This window comes from Vibrio sp. 9-16B-A1 (assembly GCF_056726165.1).
Window position 1 is genome coordinate 187,917 of the sequence record NZ_JBSDZD010000001.1, and the last position, 22,051, is coordinate 209,967.

The 22,051-nt window shown below is 52.1% G+C and carries 18 protein-coding genes; 7 read left to right on the plus strand and 11 right to left on the minus strand.

Annotated elements, in window-relative coordinates; translation table 11 throughout:
- Positions 1 to 3: 3 nt before the first annotated feature.
- Genes modC through ACVB80_RS00925 form a run of 4 tightly spaced genes read right to left on the minus strand, consistent with a single transcriptional unit; the run spans position 4 to position 4,060 of the window.
- Entirely contained in the window at positions 4 to 1,125 is a 1,122-nt protein-coding gene (gene modC, locus ACVB80_RS00910; RefSeq protein ID WP_481079374.1) for a molybdenum ABC transporter ATP-binding protein ModC, read from the minus strand.
- Entirely contained in the window at positions 1,112 to 1,819 is a 708-nt protein-coding gene (modB, locus tag ACVB80_RS00915; RefSeq protein WP_481079375.1) for a molybdate ABC transporter permease subunit, read from the minus strand. The genes modC and modB overlap by 14 nt, the downstream gene beginning before the upstream one ends.
- The gene (gene modA, locus ACVB80_RS00920; RefSeq protein WP_481079376.1) at positions 1,813 to 2,595 is read right to left on the minus strand and encodes a molybdate ABC transporter substrate-binding protein; all 783 of its coding nucleotides are present in this window, start codon (positions 2,593 to 2,595) and stop codon (positions 1,813 to 1,815) included. The genes modB and modA overlap by 7 nt, the downstream gene beginning before the upstream one ends.
- Complete coding sequence (locus tag ACVB80_RS00925) at positions 2,585 to 4,060, minus strand: cobyric acid synthase (protein WP_481079377.1); 1,476 nt, start codon at positions 4,058 to 4,060, stop codon at positions 2,585 to 2,587. The genes modA and ACVB80_RS00925 overlap by 11 nt, the downstream gene beginning before the upstream one ends.
- 154 nt (positions 4,061 to 4,214) lie before the next feature.
- On the opposite strand from ACVB80_RS00925, the gene ACVB80_RS00930 reads away from it, so the two are divergent.
- Together ACVB80_RS00930 and ACVB80_RS00935 are read left to right on the plus strand one after the other, a co-directional pair.
- Positions 4,215 to 4,586 (plus strand): YgiW/YdeI family stress tolerance OB fold protein, encoded by a 372-nt coding sequence (locus ACVB80_RS00930; RefSeq protein WP_481079378.1) that lies wholly within the window; start codon positions 4,215 to 4,217, stop codon positions 4,584 to 4,586.
- Positions 4,587 to 4,697: 111 nt separating this feature from the next.
- Positions 4,698 to 5,234, plus strand: a complete 537-nt coding sequence (locus tag ACVB80_RS00935; RefSeq protein ID WP_481079379.1) for a hypothetical protein — start codon at positions 4,698 to 4,700, stop codon at positions 5,232 to 5,234.
- Positions 5,235 to 5,323: 89 nt separating this feature from the next.
- Here the strand turns inward: ACVB80_RS00935 and ACVB80_RS00940 are convergent, their stop codons facing one another.
- The 4 genes from ACVB80_RS00940 to nrdD form a co-directional block, all read right to left on the minus strand.
- Positions 5,324 to 5,971, minus strand: coding sequence for an ATP-dependent zinc protease family protein (locus ACVB80_RS00940; RefSeq protein ID WP_481079380.1), 648 nt, complete (start codon positions 5,969 to 5,971; stop codon positions 5,324 to 5,326).
- A 12-nt stretch (positions 5,972 to 5,983) separates the two neighbouring features.
- Entirely contained in the window at positions 5,984 to 7,174 is a 1,191-nt protein-coding gene (locus ACVB80_RS00945; RefSeq protein ID WP_481079381.1) for an amino acid aminotransferase, read from the minus strand.
- A gap of 110 nt (positions 7,175 to 7,284) precedes the next feature.
- Positions 7,285 to 7,752, minus strand: coding sequence for an anaerobic ribonucleoside-triphosphate reductase-activating protein (gene nrdG, locus ACVB80_RS00950; RefSeq protein ID WP_481079382.1), 468 nt, complete (start codon positions 7,750 to 7,752; stop codon positions 7,285 to 7,287).
- Position 7,753: 1 nt separating this feature from the next.
- On the minus strand, positions 7,754 to 9,874 hold the full coding sequence (gene nrdD, locus ACVB80_RS00955; protein WP_481079383.1) for an anaerobic ribonucleoside-triphosphate reductase: 2,121 nt from the start codon (positions 9,872 to 9,874) through the stop codon (positions 7,754 to 7,756).
- A gap of 294 nt (positions 9,875 to 10,168) precedes the next feature.
- Here nrdD and ACVB80_RS00960 point away from each other — a divergent pair, with 294 nt between their 5' ends.
- On the plus strand, positions 10,169 to 11,050 hold the full coding sequence (locus ACVB80_RS00960) for an endonuclease/exonuclease/phosphatase family protein (RefSeq protein ID WP_481079384.1): 882 nt from the start codon (positions 10,169 to 10,171) through the stop codon (positions 11,048 to 11,050).
- A 13-nt stretch (positions 11,051 to 11,063) separates the two neighbouring features.
- On the opposite strand, the gene ACVB80_RS00965 is transcribed toward ACVB80_RS00960, so the two are convergent.
- From ACVB80_RS00965 to ACVB80_RS00975, 3 genes are all read right to left on the minus strand, one after another.
- Positions 11,064 to 12,494 (minus strand): FAD-dependent oxidoreductase, encoded by a 1,431-nt coding sequence (locus ACVB80_RS00965; protein ID WP_481079385.1) that lies wholly within the window; start codon positions 12,492 to 12,494, stop codon positions 11,064 to 11,066.
- 402 nt (positions 12,495 to 12,896) lie between these two features.
- Positions 12,897 to 15,326, minus strand: coding sequence for an ABC transporter permease (locus ACVB80_RS00970; RefSeq protein WP_481079386.1), 2,430 nt, complete (start codon positions 15,324 to 15,326; stop codon positions 12,897 to 12,899).
- Positions 15,323 to 16,000, minus strand: a complete 678-nt coding sequence (locus ACVB80_RS00975; RefSeq protein WP_481079387.1) for an ABC transporter ATP-binding protein — start codon at positions 15,998 to 16,000, stop codon at positions 15,323 to 15,325. The genes ACVB80_RS00970 and ACVB80_RS00975 overlap by 4 nt, the downstream gene beginning before the upstream one ends.
- On the opposite strand from ACVB80_RS00975, the gene tesA reads away from it, so the two are divergent.
- From tesA to ACVB80_RS00995, 4 genes are all read left to right on the plus strand, one after another.
- The gene (tesA, locus tag ACVB80_RS00980; protein WP_481079388.1) at positions 15,999 to 16,601 is read left to right on the plus strand and encodes a multifunctional acyl-CoA thioesterase I/protease I/lysophospholipase L1; all 603 of its coding nucleotides are present in this window, start codon (positions 15,999 to 16,001) and stop codon (positions 16,599 to 16,601) included. The genes ACVB80_RS00975 and tesA overlap by 2 nt on opposite strands.
- Before the next feature lie 112 nt (positions 16,602 to 16,713).
- Positions 16,714 to 17,913, plus strand: coding sequence for an enoyl-ACP reductase FabV (gene fabV, locus ACVB80_RS00985; RefSeq protein WP_481079389.1), 1,200 nt, complete (start codon positions 16,714 to 16,716; stop codon positions 17,911 to 17,913).
- Positions 17,914 to 18,047: 134 nt separating this feature from the next.
- Positions 18,048 to 19,976, plus strand: coding sequence for a bifunctional diguanylate cyclase/phosphodiesterase (locus ACVB80_RS00990; protein WP_481079390.1), 1,929 nt, complete (start codon positions 18,048 to 18,050; stop codon positions 19,974 to 19,976).
- 87 nt (positions 19,977 to 20,063) lie between these two features.
- Positions 20,064 to 21,713: a P-loop domain-containing protein gene (locus ACVB80_RS00995; RefSeq protein ID WP_481079391.1), complete on the plus strand. Its 1,650-nt coding sequence runs from the start codon at positions 20,064 to 20,066 to the stop codon at positions 21,711 to 21,713.
- Positions 21,714 to 22,051 lie beyond the last annotated feature (338 nt).

Here is a 22,051-nt window from a genome sequence, read left to right on the forward strand (position 1 = left end):
CCCCTATGATTCGTGACCCAGGACGGCAACCATATCTTTCTGGGTCACACTCACCCCTTTGATGAGCGCGTATACGCTCAGTCCCGGTTTCAGACCAAGATCGTCCACTGCCCACTGGGTAACGTTCGCCCACAAAGTTCTGCCCGGCGAAATCTCCAGTTCCAGTGATACACTCTGGCGCTCTTTAGCTGGCTCACGCGTCTCGACACCCACTATCTTCACCGGGATCACATTACGAATAGAGGTAGCAGCCGGCTTTTCCAGCGCGACTGACACATCGTTGGACCGCACCTGGATCCGTACCGGGCTGCCTTTGCTGCCGGCAAGACGCTGCACCCAAAGATGCTTGTCTTCCCCAAGGCTCAGACAGCTCAGGGCGTATTCCGGGTGGTGGTGGTCTATATGCGCTTCAAACACAGTACTTTGATCCGAAAACGACTGCCAGGGTCTCATCACTTTTGACTTCCACACGTCTTCAAGACTGCCCTGACACACCAGCCTGCCCTGGTCAATCACCAGCATATTATCTGCAAGACGCAGTATCTCACTCAGGCTGTGAGTCACGTACAGGATCGGCACAGAAAGCTCCCGGGAGAGGCGTTCCAGATAAGGCATGACTTCGCGTTTACGTGGCATATCAAGTGAGGCCAGTGGCTCATCCATGATAAGCAGTTCAGGTGAAGAGAGCAGAGCCCGGCCAATTGCGACCCGTTGTTTTTCACCGCCCGAGAGCTGAACAGGCCTGCGGCCAAGTAACGATGACAAGTCGAGCAATGAAACTATTCTGTCAAACTGTTCCTGATCATACGGCCTGGAACGACCATAGTTCAGATTGCCCAGTACAGAGTAATGGGGAAACAGACGGGCATCCTGAAAGACATATCCAATACGGCGTTTCTCGACAGCAATATTGACTCCGCTTTCTGAATCAAACAGCAGTTTACCGTTAATCTGTACCCTGCCGGAATCGGGGGTATGCAGCCCGGAAATAGCGTTAATAAACGATGTCTTGCCTGCTCCTGAGCGGCCAAATACCGCGGTGATCCCGCCTCCGGGCTGACGCCACTCCATATCGAGACTAAGGTCACCGAGCTGTTTTTTGATTGATACCTCAATCATGGCCACCTCCCTCCGACTGACCAAGCCTGCGTTGCGTCAGACGCGCCATCCACTCCGACAGAACAAGTGACAACAGCGCCACCACAACAGAGATCACACACAGGCGCGCTGCATCCGCTTCTGCGCCCGGGGTTTCAATAAAACTGTACATCGCCAGTGGCAGAGTCTGTGTTTCGCCGGGAATACTGGACACAAAGCTGATGGTTGCACCAAACTCCCCAAGACTGCGGGCAAACGCCAGCATGATCCCACTGATAACGCCAGGCAGAGTCAGCGGGAGCGTAATGGTAAAGAACACCTTCAAAGGAGATGCACCCAGAGTGCGGGCTGCCTGCTCCAGGCGACTGTCAACGGCTTCAAGGCTGAGCCTGATTGCCCGGACCATCAGAGGCAGCGCTACTACTGCTGAAGCCAGCGCCGCGCCTTTCCAGTTGAAGCTGAACACCAAATCAAAATGCTGCTCAAGCCACTGACCAATGAAGCCGCGCCGTCCCATTACGACCAGCAACAGATAACCGATAACCACCGGTGGCAACACCAGCGGAAGATGAATAACACTGTCGAGCAACCCTTTACCCATAAACTGCTTTTTTGCCAGCAGCCAGGCCAGAAGAATCCCCACCGGAAGCAGCCAGATAACTGCGACTGATGCCACTTTGAGACTCAGAACCAGTGCCTGCCATTCGAAATCTGTCAGCATCCTTCACCCTGAAGTATTACCGGTACAAAGCCATACCGGGTCAGTATTTCCATTCCTTTCGCTGAGCGCATATAGTCAGCCAGCGCTTTACCTTCCTGCGTAAAGTACACCATTGGGTAAACCACGGGCTGATGCGTCTGCGGACTGAATTGATGCAATATCGTGACAGCGTCACTCATTTGTGCATCAGTTTTGTAAACAATACCAAGTGGTGCTTCTCCCCGCTCCACAAGTGCCAGTGCCTGGCGCACGTTACTGGTCTGAGCCAGGTGCTTTTCTGCAATCACCCAAAGCTTAAGGTGACTCAGCGCCTCACGGGCATAAATCCCGGCCGGTACTGCGCGGGTATTTCCGACCGCCAGCCTTTCATTACTGAGAGTATCCTGCCACCATTGCGGCTTGTATACCGCCACTGATTCGGGCAATACCACCGGGCGTTCCTTTGGTGTGATCAGCACCAGTGCATTGCCTGTAAGCGGACTGCACTTTGCCTCCTCTGCCAGCCCTTCATCAATAAGGTAACGGGTCCACTTCTGATTGGCAGAAATAAACAGATCGGCCGGCGCGCCACGTTCAATCTGCCTTGCCAGCGAAGAAGAACCGGCAAACACATTGCTCAGTGTCTGCTGTCTGTCATTCTCGTATGCCTTTGCCACATCCTGCATGACATTGGTCATTGAGGAGGCCGCCAGTACCCTGACTGGCTTCGCAATAGCTGATTGCGGGCAAACGACTAACGCGGACAGCAGTAATACAAATATCCGGTTACTTATCATCTGCAAACAACTCCGGCCATATACGGTTCAGATCCATATACTCTTCAATGGCATCGGCAATAGCATCAATACCCTGTTGCTTCATTTTATCAAAGTCGATGCCGCCGGTCGGATGACACCCGGCCCAGTTCAAAATCGCTTCACTTGCCTGTGGCAGATCCAGTACGCCATGCAGGTAGCCGCCCATCACCTGGCCACATTCGCTTACAGCACCATCAGGCTGACCATCAAGGATAAACGGTGCTCCGGAAGTATCTGCCAGATGTGTAATACCTGCATGGATTTCATAGCCGCTAACCTCAGCACAGGTTCCTCCCGCCTTCAGTTCACCGGTGACCGTCTTAAGCTGCTTCTCCGCCTCCAGCACCGTGCGGGTATCGAGCCAGCCAAGACCTTCAGAACTGCCTGGCTCACCTTCAATCCCCTGTGGATCTGCAATACTTTTGCCGAGCATCTGATAGCCGCCACATATCCCATAAACTTTACCGCCGAAACGCAGGTGACGCTCGATATCTTTATCCCAGCCCTGGCTTCTCAGATAATCAAGGTCCTGACGTACCGACTTGGTACCAGGCAGAATAATGAGATCCGCGCCCTGAAGTGATTCACCTTTACCAACATACTGGAGATCTACAGCCGGATTGAGCCTGAGCGGGTCAAAATCGGTGTGATTACTGATGCGGGTAAACACAGGTACTTTGACCGTAAAGAGCTTGTCCTCACCTTTTATCTGTTCTGCGGTAATCGCATCTTCTGCTTCCAGATTCAGTCCGTGCAGATAAGGCAAAACACCCAGCACCGGCTTCCCGGTTTTCTCTTCCAGCCAGTCAAGACCGGACTCCAGCAGCTTAATATCACCGCGAAAGCGGTTAATAACAAAACCTGTCACCCGGTCCTGCTCAGACTGAGAAAGAAGTGCCAGTGTTCCGTACAGGTGGGCAAAAACACCGCCCCGGTCAATATCAGCGACAATGATCACCGGTATATCGGCTTTTTCAGCAAAGCCCATATTGGCGATGTCATTTGCCCGTAAGTTAATTTCTGCCGGACTGCCAGCCCCTTCGATCATCACTGACTGATAGTCATTTCTGAGGCGGCCGAACGAGTCCATCACGCTGTCCATCGCTACTTTTTTATAGTCGTGGTAGCCGGTTGCCTCCATATTAGTCAGCGCCCGCCCCTGAACAATTACCTGAGCACCGGTGTCCGAATTGGGTTTAAGCAAAATGGGATTCATGTGCACACTGGGTTCAACACCACACGCCAGCGCCTGCACTGCCTGCGCACGGCCAATTTCGCCTCCGTCCGGTGTCACTGCGCTGTTTAACGCCATGTTCTGAGGTTTAAAAGGGGCAACCTTTATCCCTTTACGGGCGAGGACGCGGCATAAGCCTGCCACTAATACGCTTTTACCGGCGTCGGAGGTGGTGCCCTGAACCATGAGGGCCTGAAATGGAGACAGCATAGGTGATTATATTTTCAGAAAAATTTCTCTTTAGTATATGCGCTTCTCTGTCCGCTTCCAAATGATGAATGGAACATGAATCACAGCCTCAGCACCGGTTCAAATGAAAAGGGTTTTAATAGACGCGAATCAATAACAAACCCGAGGAATACTGATGAAAACCTTTACTTACGCAGTTGCTGCTGGCCTTATTCTTGCTCCTGCCCTTGCTCTGGCAAAAGGCGATCATGACCGCCAGGGCTCAGTTCAGTTTACCGGCCCCGTCAATGTTTCGTCAGTCAGTGAACTGCTGCAGGATACCAGCATGTTCACAGAGAAAGATGTTGTGGTTGAGGGCCACCTGATCCGTCAAATTAACAAAGATACTTACCTGTTCAGCGACGGAAATGGTGAAATCCAGGTTGAGTTTGATGACGACATCCGTCTGGCACAACCCCTGACACCTGAGTCAAATATTCGACTCTTTGGTGAATATGAAGGGGGCACGACTCCGGAAATAGAGGTAGATCACGTCATCATATTATAAATCAAGGCATTATCTCCCATTCCAAAAATATGGCCTGCTTATTGCAGGCCATTTGGCATAGTGGTATTTTTGGCACTCTGCCAACGCACAGAATGAATGGATGGGAACAATATGTTTGGAAAAGCCCGCGCAATCGCCGTATTTGGACTGGCAGCACTGAGCCCTTTTGCCGCCCAGGCAAACAACTTTAACTATACGTCATTTGAAGTAAGGATCGGCGCAAACCCAAGTACTTATGGCGTGGAAGGCAAAATGGCCTTTACGGATAACACACACTTTATCGGCCGTTTCGACTCCAGCTTTGAAAGTGATTACGATTTTGCAGGCGGTGTCGGTTTTAACGGCCCGGCAACTCAGTTCGCAGACATCTATGGCCACATTCTGCTGCACAATGTAAAAACCTCTGACGACAAGTTCGTTGGCAGCGACTTTATCCCAGAACTGGCGTTTGGTGTGCGCGCATGGGTGATCGACAGCATTGAAGCGAATGCAATGATCGGTCAGCTGGTTTACAAAGATGGCTCTGAAACCATCTACAGCTTTGGTGGCCGCTTCCACTCTACCGACCAGCTTTCTATCGGTGCCAATATTGCTGACCACGGTATCTACGGTCCTCAGTTGATCCTGGGCGCACGCTTTATGTTCTGAGGCCGGTCCTCAGACATAACGCCAATAAAGATACAGATACAAAAAAACCGCGGCCCAATCAGGTCGCGGTTTTTCATTGCTGTTTCGAATTACTTCACTTTCGGCTGAACATAAGTGCGGGACACGTCCACTACCGCTACATCCGTAAAGAAGTTTCGGCCAAGCAACACCCCGAAATCCATGTGAGTACGATCAACCAGGGTAAACTGCACTTTGTCTTTCAGGTCCCCGACCTGAATCCAGCCCAGAACAACCGGTCTTCTGTCGTACTCTTCTGAACTGGCTTTCTTGATTTTAACCCAGCGCTCTACCGGGAGAGACAAAGGCTCACTCTCGTGCTTGTCATGGGCCACGGTAAACTTCACCCAGTCTTTGCCATCACGCTCAAAAGGCTCAATATTTAGCGCACTGATAGAAGAAGTAGTTGCGCCGGTATCGATACGTGCCCTGAAGCTTTTATCCAGCCCCGGGAAATATACCCACTCTTTCTCACCCAGAATCAGCTTGCCATCGGAGGTTTTCAGTGCTGGTTTAGGCTTTGGCTTCACCTCTGGCTTGGTTTCCGGTTTAACTTCCGGTGTCACCTCTGGCTTCGCTTCCTCCGGCTTAGTTTCCGGTTTAGTTTCCGGTTTTACCTCAGCCGTCTCCTCTTTGGTCTCAGGCTTAGTGTCCATGGTGGCACAGCCGGCAAGACTTCCCATGGCGACCGCAAGTAATACTGTTTTCCAGGGGCTCATAGGTTCTCCTTATTAATTCTGCTTCGCAACCTTACAGACAGCATCGGCAACATAAGGAATGTCCTTTTCTGTAAGACCTGCAATATTGATCCGGCCATCCGCCACACCATAAATTCCGAAGTCCGTTTTCAGCGCAGCCATCTGTTCACTGCTAAAGCCTAGCACAGTGAACATTCCTTTGTGATCACGTATAAAATCAAAATGTTGGCTATTGTGAACCTGGTTAAACTGTTGCACCAGTTGCGTACGCAAACTGACCAGGCGTTGCTGCATTTCGCCCAGTTCTTTTTTCCAGACAGACGTCAGTTCAGCATCCTGCATTACCGTCCGTACCAGCGCTGCGCCGTGATCCGGTGGCATGGTATAAGTCGCGCGGGCCATCTTAAGCAGCATGCCTTTGGCATTTTGTGCGTACTTGTCACTTTTCGCGATCACCATCGCTGCGCCGGTACGCTCGCGGTAAAGACCAAAGTTCTTTGAACACGAAGCGGTAATGAACATCTCTTCTGCCCGCTCTGCCATGTAACGCAGGCCCTTGACATCTTTTTCCAGACCATCACCAAAACCCTGATAAGCCACATCCACAAATGGAGTGAAACCCTGCTTCACGGCCATTTCAGTCAGGATCTGCCAGGTAGCAAAATCGATATCGGCGCCGGTCGGATTGTGACAACAGCCATGCAGCAGCACGACGTCATTCCGGCCTGCCTGAGACAGGTCAAACAGCATTTTGTCGGTATCGACGTGTTTGGTGCGTCTGGAGAAATAACGGTAATGGCGTACTTTCAGACCAGCCGCTTCCATCACCGGCTTATGGTTCACATAACTGGGATCGCTCAGCCACACCGTGGTATCCGGCTGGGCCACTTTAATCAGGTCACCAAGCATACGCAGTGCGCCACTGGCTCCCGGCGTCTGAATCGTGCTCATTCTGTCCTGAACCGGGGTATCGCCCAGAACGAGGTTTTGCATGCAAAGGTTAAACTCTTCACAACCGGCAAGCCCTACGTAGGATTTGGTGGTTTGACTCCGGGTGAGTTTTTCAGCAGCAAGACCAACCGCTTCCATGATTGGCGTCTGACCATGCTGATTTTTGTATACGCCGATCCCAAGGTCCACTTTTTCAGGACGGGGATCGTTACGATAAGCAACCGAAAGAGAAAGGATAGGATCTGGCTGGGGAACCGGCAGTGTTGAAAGCATAAAAGTCTCAGTCCTTTGAACAAGTTATGGTGACTTCAACTTACCCGTTTGTGAGCGGGCTCTCAACCTTAATTTGCGCCAGGAATGAAAAAAGGAGCCAGCCGGCTCCTTTACAGTTTAATTTTGTGGATGACCTGATTGGCACTGCCGCGCCACTCAAGCTCAGGATCCGCAAGATCCTGTTCAAACTTACCATCCACCAGCACATCAATCAGAGATACAACTTCCTGCTGAGCTGGCGTCAGCTCATCCATTGTGTACCCGGTCCATGCCCAGATATCTTTGCCCGGACACTCTTCACGTACCCGACGAACCAGCGCCAGCACGTCTGAGACGTTATCCGGGTGAAGCGGATCACCGCCGGAAAGGGACAACCCTCTTCGCGGTATCCTGGTATCACTAAGGTCAGCGATGATCTGGTCCTGCATTTCACGGGTAAACAGATTACCCGAACGCGGTGACCAGGTTGCCTGGTTATAACAGCCCCGGCACTGATGCACGCATCCGGAGACGAACAGGGTACAGCGGGTACCCGGTCCGTTCACCACATCAATCGAATAATACTGACTGTAGTTCATATTACAGGTGCTTCACGCGGCGCTGAACTTCTTCCTGCTTACCAAAGTTGAACGGACGCGCATCCGGACTGCCCAGATAACCACATACGCGACGGGTTACTGAAACCTTGGTAGCATCGTGGTTGCCACATTTCGGGCAGGTGAAACCTTTGCTGGTACAGTCAAACTCACCGTTGTAACCACACTCGTAGCACTCATCAATTGGCGTGTTAGTACCATAGTAAGGCACGCGGCTGTAGCTGTAATCCCAAACGTTTTCCAGCGCTTCAATATTACGCTGCATATTCGGGAACTCGCCGTAACAGATGAAGCCACCTGTTGAAATGGCCGGATATGGCAGTTCAAAGTCGATCTTATCGTATGGGTTTACTTTCTTCTGTACATCCAGGTGGAAACTGTTGGTGTAGTAGCCTTTGTCGGTTACGCCTTCGATAACACCAAACTCTTTGGTATCCACACGACAGAAACGGCTGCACAGGTTTTCACTTGGGGTTGCGTACAGGCTGAAACCATAACCGGTCTCTTCTTTCCAGCCATTAACAGCCTTCGCAAGGTACTTAACGATGTCCACTGCTTTTGCACGCAGCGCAGCATCATCGAAGACGTGCGTTTCTTCACCAAACAGCGCAGTGATGGTCTCGTGCAGGCCAATGTAGCCAAGAGAGATCGACGCACGGCCGTTTTTGAAGATATCTGCAACTGAATCATCCGCATTCAGGCGGACGCCACACGCACCTTCCATGTACAGGATAGGAGCAACGCGTGCTTTTACATTTTCCAGACGTTCGATACGGGTTTCCAGAGCCAGACGCGCGACGGCCAGTTTCTTATCCAGAATCTGGTAGAAACGCTTCTCGTCACCTTTCGCTTTCAGTGCGATACGAGGCAGGTTCAGGCTGACAACACCAAGGTTGTTGCGACCTTCGTGAATAAGCTCACCGTTCTCTTCGTAAGCGCCCAGGAAGCTGCGGCAACCCATAGGAGTTTTAAACGAACCAGTCACTTCTACTACTTTGTCGTAGTTAAGAATATCCGGGTACATGCGCTTGGACGCACACTCAAGCGCCAGGTGCTTGATATCGTAGTTAGGATCGCCCTTACGATGGTTAAGACCATCTTTAATGGCAAATACCAGTTTAGGGAACACCGCAGTTTTACGGTTTTTACCCAGGCCGGCAATACGGTTTTTCAGGATAGACTGCTGGATAAGGCGTGATTCCCAGCTGGTACCCAGACCAAAACCAAACGTCACAAACGGAGTCTGGCCGTTCGCCGTATGCAGGGTGTTTACTTCATACTCCAGAGACTGGAATGCGTCGTAACACTCTTTCTCAGTACGCGCACGGGCAAATGCTTCAGGGTTTGGAATATCCCACTCCTGAGCCACTTTCATGTGCTTGTCGAAGCTGGTGGTCACGTAAGGCGCAAGAACTTCGTCAATACGGTTAATGGTGGTACCGCCGTATATGTGGCTGGCTACCTGCGCGATGATCTGAGCGGTTACCGCTGTTGCCGTTGAAATTGACTTGGGTGTATCAATCTCCGCGTTGCCCATCTTAAAGCCGTGCGTCAGCATGCCTTTCAGGTCAATAAGCATGCAGTTAAACATCGGGAAGAACGGTGCGTAGTCAAGATCGTGGTAGTGAATATCACCACAGTCGTGCGCCTGTACAACTTCACGTGGCAGAATGTGAGTTTTAGAGTAATGCTTTGCCACGATACCGGCCAGCAGGTCACGCTGGGTAGGAATTACTTTACCGTCTTTGTTTGCGTTTTCATTAAGCAGATCGGCGTTACTTTGTTCGATTAGACCTTGAATCTCCTGATTCAGTGCACTGCTTTTTTCGCGCGCAATGTCACGGTCATGACGGTATTCGATGTAAGAACGTGCCAGCTCTTTGTAAGAGCCCTGCATCAGTTCGTTCTCTACCAGGGTCTGGATTTCACTGATGTCTACCTCGTCGCGTGTACGCAGCGCATCCTGAACCGTCATTGCTACCTGGGCCGCATAAGCAGCCAATGCGCCATCAACGACTTCAGCAGCACTTTCCACCGCTGCTACGATACGCGCTCTTTCAAACGGGGCTTTCGAACCATCCCTTTTGATTACGACAGTATTCACCTTATTCTCCTTACCCGCAGGCATTATTTTTATTGACCGATACCTTATATGGTGTCCTGTTGAGCACCAGACACAATATATTGTGGCGTATTTAACGAAAACCCCCAAGAAATAGTTTTGATCCAGATCAAAAGAAACCGCACACCGAACAAGATCAAGTCGATCTTATTGCCACGGATCCCAGTTATGAATGACAGCATGAAAACCGCCTTAAATGTCTGTTATTTGACGGCTGAATCACGGTAAGCTCAGGATTGATTTGATAGCCCGGAAAACGTTCAAAAGGATAACTTAGTGCGCATATATATGACTGTTTTGATCTGGCTGATAAGCGCGACTCTCCACGCAGCGCCAGTTCATGTAGCCAGCTGGAATTTTGAGTGGCTCAGCTCCCACAAAGTATCTCACATTAAACCAACAGAGCGTACTGAGAGAGATAACAATAAGATGAAGCACTACTTTGATGCGCTTCAGCCTGATGTGCTGGCATTTCAGGAAGTCAACGACCTGGCCGCAATTCGCAAAATCACCGGGCCGGATTATCAGATATTTTTTTCTGATCGCTTTGATATGCCAGAACGGCATTTTGACGACGTTAATCAGTTTACCGGCTTTGCTGTACACCCTTCACTGATCATCTCAGACCCACAAGATATAGATTTGCTTCCCCAGCAAACACACAAGCTGCGCTTTGCCACGTATATCACCGTACAGAGAAACACAACGGATAAACCACTGCACCTGCTTTCTGTTCACCTTAAAGCCCGCTGCAGCGGCAAGTACCGGGCCAGCCGCGACTGCAAACAACTTGCCAGGCAGGGAAAGGAACTAAACCAATGGATTCAGGAAAGGGTGACCAATGAAGAGGCGTTTGTTATCGCCGGAGACTTTAATCACAACCTGAGCTACCCGGGTGACTGGCTATGGGCAGAGCTGACGCGCTCTGTCAGCCCCGGGCCACAACTGCTGACCGAAAAGACCCGGCCGGACTGCCTGATACGCTCAGCTAAAAAGCCTGGCCAGACTTTTCAGTTTCGCAAGGTCATCGACCATATGGTTACCAGTCCATCCCTTACCGGAAGCGACGCAAAGCAGCGGGTGTTCAGCCGTCAGGATGTACTGGATTATCGGCTGAGCGATCACTGTCCTGTCAGCAGTTATATACACCTGCCCTGAACAGTGAAGTAACTCAGTCAATATACTCCGCCAGCTCGTGGGGATAACCGCGCTCCTGAGCCAGCTCAACCGCCTTGTCCCCTACTTCAATACGGCCAAAAGATGCGGCGGTGACAAGTACCGGCTCATCACTGACCGGCCAGCCCCGGGCTTTAAGGTGGGCCAGGATGCCTTTTGCCGCATCGATAACCGATGAGCCTTTCACCACTTCAAGGCGGGCATAGTTATCACCACAGAACGAAAGGTCTGCCGCCCGGAGAGTCACGTCATCTCCCGGGATTTGCTGTGCGCCAAACAGTGGCTTACCGGCAACCTCAGCCCCTCCAAAAGCAGGAATAAACTGACTCATGTGGCTGATAGCCCTGGTGGTTCTTTCCTGCTGCTGTCCGGGCAGCCAGCCCGTTTTCACCTTATTAAGCAGCAGCGGTGGCAGTACCGGCTGCGCAGAAGCACTGCCTGAAGACACGAGGCCTCCTTCAAACAGGGTAATGTCATGGGTCATACCGTGAAGCTGGAAAACACCTCCCGGATAGGGCGTAAACTGCGCCATCCCCTGAGGCGTTCCACGCGGGCCGTGGAAGATCACTTCCGGCCACTGCATCTTATTTTCCGGCCAGCGCGTGACATAAGCGGCTTTAAACTCCACCAGCCGCTGACGCGGCTTATTGGCCCAGTCATCCACCGTACCGGTTTCAAATCCACAGGCATTGACCAGAAAATCATACTCTTCGGTTTCCGTACCCGCTTCACTGGCGTAATCCAGCTTCCAGCCCTCACCTTTGGCCGATACCGACTCAACACTGGTACCAGAGCGCACTGTGCAATGACTGTTACTCTCCAAAGCCAGGGTCAACGTCGCGGCCAGACGGAAAATGCTCCATCCGTGTTCCTGCACCGCCACAACCGGGTAGCGCAGCTTATCCAGCTCTGCAAAACGGGCAAACGGGATCACCCAGTCATCATTGGTTTGCGGGTGCGCCGGCTGAGGCTTTTGTGCCAGCGCTTCGAGTGCTTCTCTTGTATAGAGCTGGAAATACTCATCCGGTTCACCGAGCACTTTATTACTGCAGTCTTTCTCAACCAGCGACTGATATGCCTGGCGAATGGCATCAAGGCGGGAAACAATGGCCTGAGGTGTGCCGGGATCACTGCACGGCACAGCAATAATGGTCGGACGGTGATTAAAGGTATGCGGAAAGGCTTTAACGCTGTCAATGGACTGACGCAACAGGGTAATGCACTGCTGCTGTGAGATTTCCCGGTAAAGGTTACCACCGGCATGAAGGTGACAAATCGGCGGTCCGCTGACCAGGCCGGATTTACGTTCAAACAGCGTAACATCGAGCCCCTGCTCGGCAAGAGCCAGGGCCGCGGTCGAACCGGCGATACCGCCGCCGATAACCGCAACGCGGCGGGAAAGCTTTGAAGCTGGCTGAGATAACATCAGACTGAATCTCTGTCTTGATAAATAGGCAATCTGGCGGCCATTCTACTGACTAAGGTGCGGGAATTAAATCACATTTTTTGCAGGTCTATTGCCACTTTCCATCAGCAGAGACAAATGCAACAGCAACCGGGAAAACAATGAAGTAATTCTTCAGTTGATACGACGCAGATTTTCAAAAACGCTCTCTTCTGCCCTTAAACCTTAGTCTTAAAAAAACGAAAAAAAACCTTGACTGAAGTTGGGCAAAACGCCGGGTATAAACCGGTGTGAATAACCCGGTTTGCCGATCACCGGTGACTGCTGGCTTCAGGGCGAATCCGGGGTTATCCACAAAAAAGTTATCCAAGAATTTATCCACCGATTTTGTGGATAACTGCGTCTGAGTTATTCACAGTTCTGTCAGCCAGCTTTATTCACCGGAATTAATAAACGTTTAATCAAAGTGTTAAGAACTACTGACAAAATCATAAATGTTGACACTGGCAGCATCAGCCACATCAATGGATGCAACTGTGCCGGGATTTCAAATCCCATATGCATAATAGCTCCCACACTCACCTCAGCACCAACGGCGGCCACGATACCAGCCACTGCCGCCATAATACCGTATTCACTCCAGATCGTTCTGGTAATACGCTTTCTGGACGCGCCAAGTGTCCGGTAGAGACGAAACTCCTGCTGGCGCTGATTCAGACTGAGACGCAACAGGGTAAATATAAGCAATATGCCTGCAACCACGCCAAGCATAGCCAGCAAAGTAATGGCCCAGACAATCTGTTCCAGCAACTGCTGGATTTTTTCGCCCATGCTTCTTACATCTAACAGGCTGACAGTAGGAAACGCCCGCGCCAGCTGATTGAGAAACGCATTGTGAGTGTCCTCTACCCTGAAACTCACCAGATACGTCGAAGGTACTGAAGCGAGCACATCCGGCGAGAAAATAAAATAGAAATTGGGCTTCATATCGCGCCACTCGACGCGTCGAATGGTATCGACTCTTGCGTTCACTACCTGGCTGTTGATCACAAAACCCAGCGTATCGCCAGTTTCAATACCCAGCTCTTCGGCCACCTCCGCTTCTACCGATACGCTGTTTTCTCCGCGCCACTGCCCGGCCAGGACTTCGTTATAATCCGGCAGGCTTTCCGCCCAGGTGAAGTTCAGCTCCCTTCTTAGCGCATCGGTCGAAGGTTCACCATTGCGGCTGGCGTACTCTTTTGCCGGCTGACCGTTAATCTGGTTGATCCGCCCCCTGACAATCGGATACGCGTCAGAACGGTTGAGCGCCTGACTGTCGATTTGCGCGAGATAATCCTGACGTTCATAGTCAGCGATATTGAGCGCAAACACGTTCGGTGCATCAGCCGGAAGCGTTCTCTGCCAGTCGGTAAGAAGATCGGTTCTGACCAGCCAGACAATTGCCAGCAACATCAGAGATAATGCGAGTGCACCAAACTGCACCCCACTGGCATAACCACTGCGTGTTATCCGCATCAGGGCGAGGCGCGCCGCGGTTGGCAGCGGAAGTTTTTTAATAAGCCTGACCATTACCAGACTCACCAGCGCCAGCAAAATAAACAGTGCGGCCATACCTGCGGCGATAAGCCAGACGAACAGGTTATCGGAGTACGCCCACAGCATAGCTGCGAGCGGAAACAGGACCAGGCTCCACGCCCAGCGAGCATTTTGCCCTGCCTGTTCCTGAAGCACACTCATGGCTGGCGTGTACAAAAGCTTAATTAACGGTATCCCCAGCGCAGGCAGTGCGATCAGGGCGCAGGTGGCCAGCGCCGACAGTAAAGGAGTGACGCCGTAACCTGGAAGTGGATCCGGCAGCAGATCGACCAGCGGAAGCCGCAGCGCGTTTTCAAGCACAACGCCAAGACCCAGCCCGGCGGCTGTGCCAAGAGCAAACAAAATAGTGACCTGCAGCCACAACCAGCGGCGCAGCCAGGCCCGGCTGGCTCCGAGACTTTTCAGCATGGCAATGGTTCGTGCACGGCTTGCCACATAATTCTGACAGGTCAGCACCAGAGTGGTGGCCGCCATCAGTATCACGATCGCAACGGTAAGAGACAGGTACTGAGTCGTGCGGTTAAAAATATCTGAGCTCCGGCTCTGACTCGACTGATCCCGCCAGCGGTCACTCGGCGTCAGCTCTGTTTGCTGCTTCAGTGAATTCAGGCTGGCTTCATCTCCGGTCAGATAGAGCAAAAAGCGGATCCGGCTGCCCAGTTGCAGCGCCCCGGTCGCCTCTATATCCTGCTGATGGATGTATGCCGTCGGCATCTGGCGGAACGGATTAAATGACAAACCCGGCTCCTGAAGGATTTCCCCGGTAATGGTCATATCTGCATCGCCCACAGTGACAACGTCACCCACCTTCACTTCCAGGCTCTGCATGATCCTGGGGTCCAGCCAAAGCTCCCCTGGACTGACATGCGCACCGGCATCACGCCCCTCTAACAAGAGTTCTCCGCGGAGTGGAAAGAAGCTGTCTACCGCTTTGATGGTGACGAGCTGCATCTGCTCATCACTGAAGGCCATGGTCGCAAAACGTGTCATGCGACTGGATACCAGTCCCGGCTGCTGCGCGCCACTGACCAGTACGGGAGGCAACGGGTTAGATGAATCAAACACCACATCCGCCGTCAGTGCATCGCGGCCCTGTTTCACCACCACCTGTTCAAGCCGGGTCGCGAGTGCTGAAAGTGCAAATACACTTGCAACAATCAGGGTAACCGCAGAAATGATTGGCCAGAGCTGGCCATGTCTTATCTCGCGCCAACTCCAGCGGACCAGCTGTCTGGCCGGGAAATACCCACTCATAACTGCTGCTCCAGTTTTCCGCCCTGCATATGCAATACCCGATCGCACCGGGAAGCCAGCTCACTGTCATGAGTAACAAGAATCAGCGTGGTTCCGTGATCGCGGTTTAACGTAAACAGCTGCCCGATGACTTTTAACGCCGTTTGCTGGTCCAGGTTTCCGGTCGGCTCATCAGCAAACAAAATCCGGGGCCCTATCATAAAGGCCCGCGCCAGTGCGACCCGCTGCTGCTCGCCACCGGACAACTGCCCCGGCAAATGACCCCCGCGATGACCCAGCCCGACCAGTTCAAGCAGTTTATTGCCCCTGTCGTTATCTTCCGGCTCCCCTTTAAGCAAACATGGCAGGGTGACATTTTCCAGAGCGGTTAACGTGGGAATAAGCAGGAAACTCTGAAAAACAAAACCCACCGAGTGACTTCTCAGCTCAGCCCTTTGCTCATCATCAAGCTGAGACAGCGGCTTTCCGAGCAGCTCGATCTCTCCCTGAGTTGGGGTATCAAGCCCTGCCAGCAGCGTCATCAGGGTGGATTTGCCCGCTCCGGAAACCCCGACAATGGCAACCGACTCACCCTCACAAACCGACAAATTAACCCCATCCAGGATTGTTAACTGCTCCTGATTAGTAGTAACTTGTTTGGTAACGGATTTTGCACTTAATACTGGGGTTGGCATGATACGCATCCTTTCGATTGTTCTTGTGTTGTTCTCTTCACTGACTTCGGCTAAGACTCTGTTAATTCTAGGCGATAGTTTAAGCGCGGGGTACGGAATGCCCGCAGAACAGAGCTGGCCGTCACTATTATCAGACAAACTCGCTGAACAGAAGATTAACATCCGTGTTATTAATGGCAGTATCTCCGGCGATACCACAGGTAATGGTCTATCTCGACTGCCCGGGTTGCTTGCAACCCACCAGCCGGACTGGGTGTTGATTGAGCTTGGTGCCAACGATGGCCTGCGTGGATTCCCGCCCAAAAAAATTCGCTCAAACCTGAACAGGCTAATCGCACTGAGCAGGCAGGCCAGTGCCGATCCGATCCTGATGCAAATCCGTATGCCGCCCAACTATGGTAAACGATACAGTGAACTGTTTTTCTCCCTCTATCCGGAAACAGCTGAAGCTTCGAATGTACCGCTGGTTCCCTTCTTCCTTGAGCACGTACTGCTTAAACCCGAATGGATGATGAGCGACGGCCTGCACCCCAAACCCCAGGCCCAGCCATGGATTGCCGGATTTATGGCAAAGCAGCTGGCCCCGTATCTCAGTCAATAAGCCACTATTCAGCAAAGCCATTGTTTTTTCACTAACCTGTTCCAGCTCAATGCATCACAGAGCGCATCCCGATAAAATGCGCTTTGGTAAAAGGTTCAATAAGGAAATTTGAATGATCATCGAACCCGTCATCAAAGGAGTGGTGGCACGCTCTGCCCATCCTTTCGGCTGCCAGGCCGCCATTCGTCGTCAGATTGAATTTGTAAAAAGCGCCACGCCTGTGCAGACCTCCCCAAAACGCGTTCTGATTATCGGCGCTTCATCCGGCTTTGGGCTGGCATCCCGTATTGCACTCACCTTTGGTGGTGCTCAGGCAGACACCATTGGCGTTTCTTTTGAAAAAGGCCCCTCAGAAACAGGCACTGGCACCGCTGGCTGGTACAACAACATCTTTTTTAAACAGGAAGCCGAAAAAGCCGGGCGCAAAGCGATCAATATTATTGGTGATGCCTACACTCCGGCTGTACGCAATCAGGTCATCGAAGCCATCGAGACTTATTTCGAAGGTGAAGTCGATCTGGTAATCTACAGCCTGGCCGCAGGCTTCCGCCGCAAGCCAGGCAGTGATGATTTCTGGCAATCCACCATCAAGCCGATGAAAAAGCCCGTAGCCGGCGCTACTATCCTGCTCGATACCGATACCTGGGTAGAAAGCCACATCGACCCGGCCAGCGACCAGGAACTGGCAGATACCGTCAAAGTCATGGGTGGCGAAGACTGGGAGAACTGGATTGATACCCTGATCAACTCTGACTCCATCGCCCACGGCTGTCAGACGGTCGCTTTTTCTTATATCGGCTCCGACATCACTCACCCGATTTATCTGGATGGTACCCTTGGGCACGCCAAGATAGACCTGCACCAAACCAGTCATTCACTGAACCTGAAGCTGTCACAGTACGGTGGCGGTGCGTATGCAGCGGTGTGTAAAGCACTGGTCACCAAAGCCAGCGTGTTTATCCCGGCTTTTACCCCATACATGCTGGCGCTGTTCCGGGTCATGAAAGAGAAAGGCACCCATGAAGGATGCATCGAGCAGATGCAGCGGCTGTTCAGGGATCGGCTCTATTGTGACGGCGTCACGCCAGTAGACGCTGAACGCCTTATCCGGATTGATGAATTTGAGCTCGATCCTCAGGTACAGGCACGGGTCAAAGCTCTGATGAGCGAGATGAACGAAGAAAACTTCCGTCTTATCGGTGACTACGACGGATACAAATCAGACTTCCTGGCCCTGAACGGATTCGGGTTCGAAGAGGTTAATTACGATCAGCGTGTTCCTTATGATGTTCTGACTGAACTCACGCCCTGAGACTTTCTCGCGCACGAGACGAAACAGGCGATCGATATGCTAACCTGACTCAACGTGAATAAACGGGTATATACTGAAATATATACCCGTCAGCACTGCTGGCATGGATGCCAGAAGGAAAGGATTTCCACCACATGAGCAGAATCAATACTCACTCTATAACAATACCTGACTATATGCTCGATGGCTGGCAGCAAATTGTCTCCCTGATGGCTACCCTTGGCCAGGTGCCTTCCGGCCTTATCATGCGCCGTAACCGCGACTCCATGGAAGTGATTGTCGGTAACGTTTCAGAAGACAGCCCCTATCACAGAGGGGACAGCGAGCCACTGGGCAACGGGCTGTACTGTGAAGCCGTGATTGAAAACCAGTCTCCGCTGTGTGTTCCCTACGCTCCGGAGGATGAACTCTGGAAAGATAATCCGGACATCAAACTTGGTATGGTGGCTTACTACGGTATGCCACTCAACTGGCCGACCGGTGAACCCTTCGGAACCATCTGCATTCTGGACAACCGGCAAAACGTGTTCACCGACACCATACGCCAGTTGGTCGATTCATTCCGGATATCCGTTGAAGCACAGCTCGCTCTGCTCTACCAGCACCAGCAACTGGAAAACGCCAATCAGGAACTCAAACAACGTGTCGTCAGCCGCACTAATGACCTTGCCAGCCTCAACTATTCCCTCTGCACCGAAATCAACAAGCGAAAAGCCGCCGAAAAAAAAGTCGTCTACCAGCAGACCCACGACCTCGGCACCGGTTTTCTGAACCGGGGGGCTTTTATCGATCAAACACAGGCCATCTTCAGCCGGTTACACGAAACACGCCATAACCTGGTTTTTGTCCACGTCGGGTTTACCAACGGCCGGCGTATCCAGGCCAAGTACAGCTACGATGCCTTTGATGCCGTGCTCAAACAGTACCGCCTTCGTGTCGGAAAGATCCGGGCACTGCATACCCTGACAGCCCGTGCATCCACCATCGACCTTGTCTTCGCCCTGGAGCTGGAGCGTGACAGCACTGAAGGGATTATCGAGTCTCTTTGCCACCATCTGATCGACATCAGTCACAAAGAGTTCTATATCAATGATGATCCGGTTCACCTGCATGCGTTTATCGGCATTTCAGTTTCCGGGGATGCGGACAGCGCCAAAAGTATGCTCAAGCACGCGAACGAAGCCATGCTGGTTTGCCGGGATAACGGAAAAAAGTACGCCTACTACCAAAGCAGTGAGAGCACTTCCCCGGCGCAGAATCAGCTGGAGAGCTACCTTCTTCAGGCAGTGCGCAATGATCACCTGGTGTTGTTTTTCCAGCCCAAAGTAGATCCTTCAAGCCGAAAACTGCTGGGTGCAGAAGCTCTGCTGCGCTGGAACCACCCGTTTCTGGGTCAGGTATCGAACGACTCTCTGATCCACATGGCTGAGCAAAACGGACTGATCTTTGAAGTAGGCAACTACGTGCTGCGCACTGCCATCGAGCAGGCTGCCGACTGGGTTGCAGACCACCCTGACTTTATCATCGCGGTTAACGTCTCTACCGTGCAGCTGAGGGATAAGAATTTTGTTTCCCAGCTCAGGCACCTGCTTGATACTTACCACATGCCGCCACAATGTCTGGAGATCGAAGTGACCGAGTCCAGCCTGATCGCCGACGAATACCTGGCAGGCCAAACATTGCGCGCACTGCATGAGCTTGGGATCACCCTGTCTCTGGATGATTTTGGCACAGGCTACTCGTCATTCAGCTATCTGAAAAAGTACCCCTTCGACTGCATCAAAATCGACAAAAGTTTTATCAACCAGATCACCGGCAATCAGCAGGACCAGGAGATAGTCCGCTCCATCATTCATGTCGCCCGCAAACTGAAACTCAAAGTGGTAATGGAAGGTATTGAGACCAAAGAGCAGGAAGCTTTCATACTTGATGAAGGATGCGACTATGGCCAGGGCTACCTGTACGGCAAACCAATGTGCCGCCAAGAGTTTGAAAAACTGCTCAGGCAACATAAGCCACCAGGCAAAGCACTGCCCCGGGGGTCAACAAGCTCTACAGGGTAAATACGCGCAGTAACTGATAATAATTTTGCCTAAGCCCGGTGAGTTACCTATAATCTGCGGCCAATTCCAAACGATACAAGACGTGATATGGACCAGTTAATCGCAAACCTGAAAAAAATCGAAAAAAAGAACTACCGCAGCTACCAGCAAATCAAAGGCAGCTACGACTTCGATGATTTCACCCTGCACATCGACACCATTCAGGCTGATCCGTATGCACCACCCTCACGCATGCGTGCCACCCGCGCCTGGTCCCTGACCGGCCTTGAGTGGCTGCGTGATGAATCACCGGCTTACCAGATTGCGGCGCGCGACTACATTGCCCGCGCTTTTGCCCGTTTTGCTGCCGGTGACAACCTGATCACCATCTCACTGACCGGCCAAACCGTCCTTGACCACACTGCAGTGCTGTTTACTGACCACGGTATTGAACTTCGCTTTAAGGTTGATCTGCCGGCTGACGGCCGTACCATTCTGGGCAAGAAAGCCATCAACATGCTGACTTTCCACCTGCCAAAGTTCATCCGCCGCTCGACCATTCACCGTGAGCTGGATATTGACGAGCTTAAAGCACACTGCGCCGCGATTGAAGATCAGGTAGCCCTGCGCGGGCAGCTTGCTGCGCACAGCCTGGTGGCCTTTGTGGGTGATGGCAGCATCCTGCCACGTAAAGCCGGTAACAGCGACCTGCCAATGAGCGATGCTGTCGCCTTTACTGCACCGGAATCACTGGCCGTTGAACTGGATACCCCTAACCAAGGTAAAGTGCGTGGCCTTGGCATTCCAAAAGGGATCACCCTGATCGTCGGTGGCGGTTTCCACGGTAAATCTACCCTGCTGAATGCAGTCGAACGTTCGGTCTATGACCACATTCCGGGCGATGGCCGCGAACTGATCGTGACCGACGCACAGGCGATGAAAATCCGCGCCGAAGACGGCCGCTGCGTTCACAACCTGAACCTGTCTAACTACATCAATCACCTGCCACAGGGTCGTGATACTGAAAACTTCTCAACTCAGGACGCATCTGGCTCTACCTCTCAGGCAGCCTGGCTGCAGGAGTCCATTGAAGCGGGTGCACGTGCCCTGCTGATTGACGAAGATACCTCAGCGACCAACTTCATGATCCGTGATGAGCGAATGCAGGCGCTGGTTGCCAAAGGCGATGAGCCAATCACACCACTGGTAGACCGTATCGGTCAGCTTCGCGATGAAATGGAGATCTCAACCCTGGTCGTTATGGGGGGGTCCGGTGACTATCTGGATGTTGCAGACACCGTGATTCAGATGCACGATTACCAGCCTCAGGATGTGACTGAAAAGGCCCGTGAAGTGATTGCGCAGCATCCAAGCCAGCGTCAGCAGGAGACCGAGCAGCCTCTGGCTTCCTTTGCACCGCGCCAGTTTGAAACGGCATGCCTGCAGGCCATTCTTGCTGAAGGTAAATTCCGCATTACAGCCCGTGATGTCAACGGCCTTCGCTTTGGTAAAGAATCGGTAGACGTATCAGCGCTGGAACAGCTGGAGAGCAGCTCAGAACTGCACGCCATCGGCTGGACCTGGTTCCAGCTTGCCCAGCAGCCTGGCTGGAGTAAAAATCCGGCTAAAGCGTTCCATGCCATGCTGGACACCAAAGAGTGGCATCAAGCCATGCCTGTCCACGGCGATCTCGCCAAGCCACGTGTACTGGATATCATGGCAACCCTGAACCGGATGCGTAAAGCACGGTTTAAATAGTGAAGAAACGGGAAGCGAGTGATAAGTGACGAGAAATTCTGGTCTCGCTCTCTGAAATCTCGTATCCCGAATCTCATGCATGAAAAAGGAGTGTGAAATCACACTCCTTTTTTGATGACCCCGTTCAGGCGCCCGGTAAAACGTCGCAGACTGATGTACTAAATACCAGCCATCGGCATCAGATACACCAGCGCGGACCAGGCAAATACCCAAACACAAACCATTAAGGTGTCAACAAGGTCTTTGCTCCACATGGTTCTCTCCCAATTGCTTAAGACAATGAATCATCTCTCGCATTGGATATAGCAAGTTATGTGCCAGCTACTGCCCAAAAACGG

Bases quoted from the DNA above. Each gene is read 5' to 3' on its own strand.
- modB (WP_481079375.1), bottom strand. From the start codon at position 1,819: ATGCTGACAGATTTCGAATGGCAGGCACTGGTTCTGAGTCTCAAAGTG.
- modA (WP_481079376.1), bottom strand. From the start codon at position 2,595: ATGATAAGTAACCGGATATTTGTATTACTGCTGTCCGCGTTAGTCGTT.
- ACVB80_RS00925 (WP_481079377.1), bottom strand. From the start codon at position 4,060: ATGCTGTCTCCATTTCAGGCCCTCATGGTTCAGGGCACCACCTCCGAC.
- ACVB80_RS00930 (WP_481079378.1), top strand. From the start codon at position 4,215: ATGAAAACCTTTACTTACGCAGTTGCTGCTGGCCTTATTCTTGCTCCT.
- ACVB80_RS00935 (WP_481079379.1), top strand. From the start codon at position 4,698: ATGTTTGGAAAAGCCCGCGCAATCGCCGTATTTGGACTGGCAGCACTG.
- ACVB80_RS00940 (WP_481079380.1), bottom strand. From the start codon at position 5,971: ATGAGCCCCTGGAAAACAGTATTACTTGCGGTCGCCATGGGAAGTCTT.
- ACVB80_RS00945 (WP_481079381.1), bottom strand. From the start codon at position 7,174: ATGCTTTCAACACTGCCGGTTCCCCAGCCAGATCCTATCCTTTCTCTT.
- nrdG (WP_481079382.1), bottom strand. From the start codon at position 7,752: ATGAACTACAGTCAGTATTATTCGATTGATGTGGTGAACGGACCGGGT.
- ACVB80_RS00965 (WP_481079385.1), bottom strand. From the start codon at position 12,494: ATGTTATCTCAGCCAGCTTCAAAGCTTTCCCGCCGCGTTGCGGTTATC.
- ACVB80_RS00970 (WP_481079386.1), bottom strand. From the start codon at position 15,326: ATGAGTGGGTATTTCCCGGCCAGACAGCTGGTCCGCTGGAGTTGGCGC.
- tesA (WP_481079388.1), top strand. From the start codon at position 15,999: ATGATACGCATCCTTTCGATTGTTCTTGTGTTGTTCTCTTCACTGACT.
- ACVB80_RS00975 (WP_481079387.1), bottom strand. From the start codon at position 16,000: ATGCCAACCCCAGTATTAAGTGCAAAATCCGTTACCAAACAAGTTACT.
- fabV (WP_481079389.1), top strand. From the start codon at position 16,714: ATGATCATCGAACCCGTCATCAAAGGAGTGGTGGCACGCTCTGCCCAT.
- ACVB80_RS00990 (WP_481079390.1), top strand. From the start codon at position 18,048: ATGAGCAGAATCAATACTCACTCTATAACAATACCTGACTATATGCTC.
- ACVB80_RS00995 (WP_481079391.1), top strand. From the start codon at position 20,064: ATGGACCAGTTAATCGCAAACCTGAAAAAAATCGAAAAAAAGAACTAC.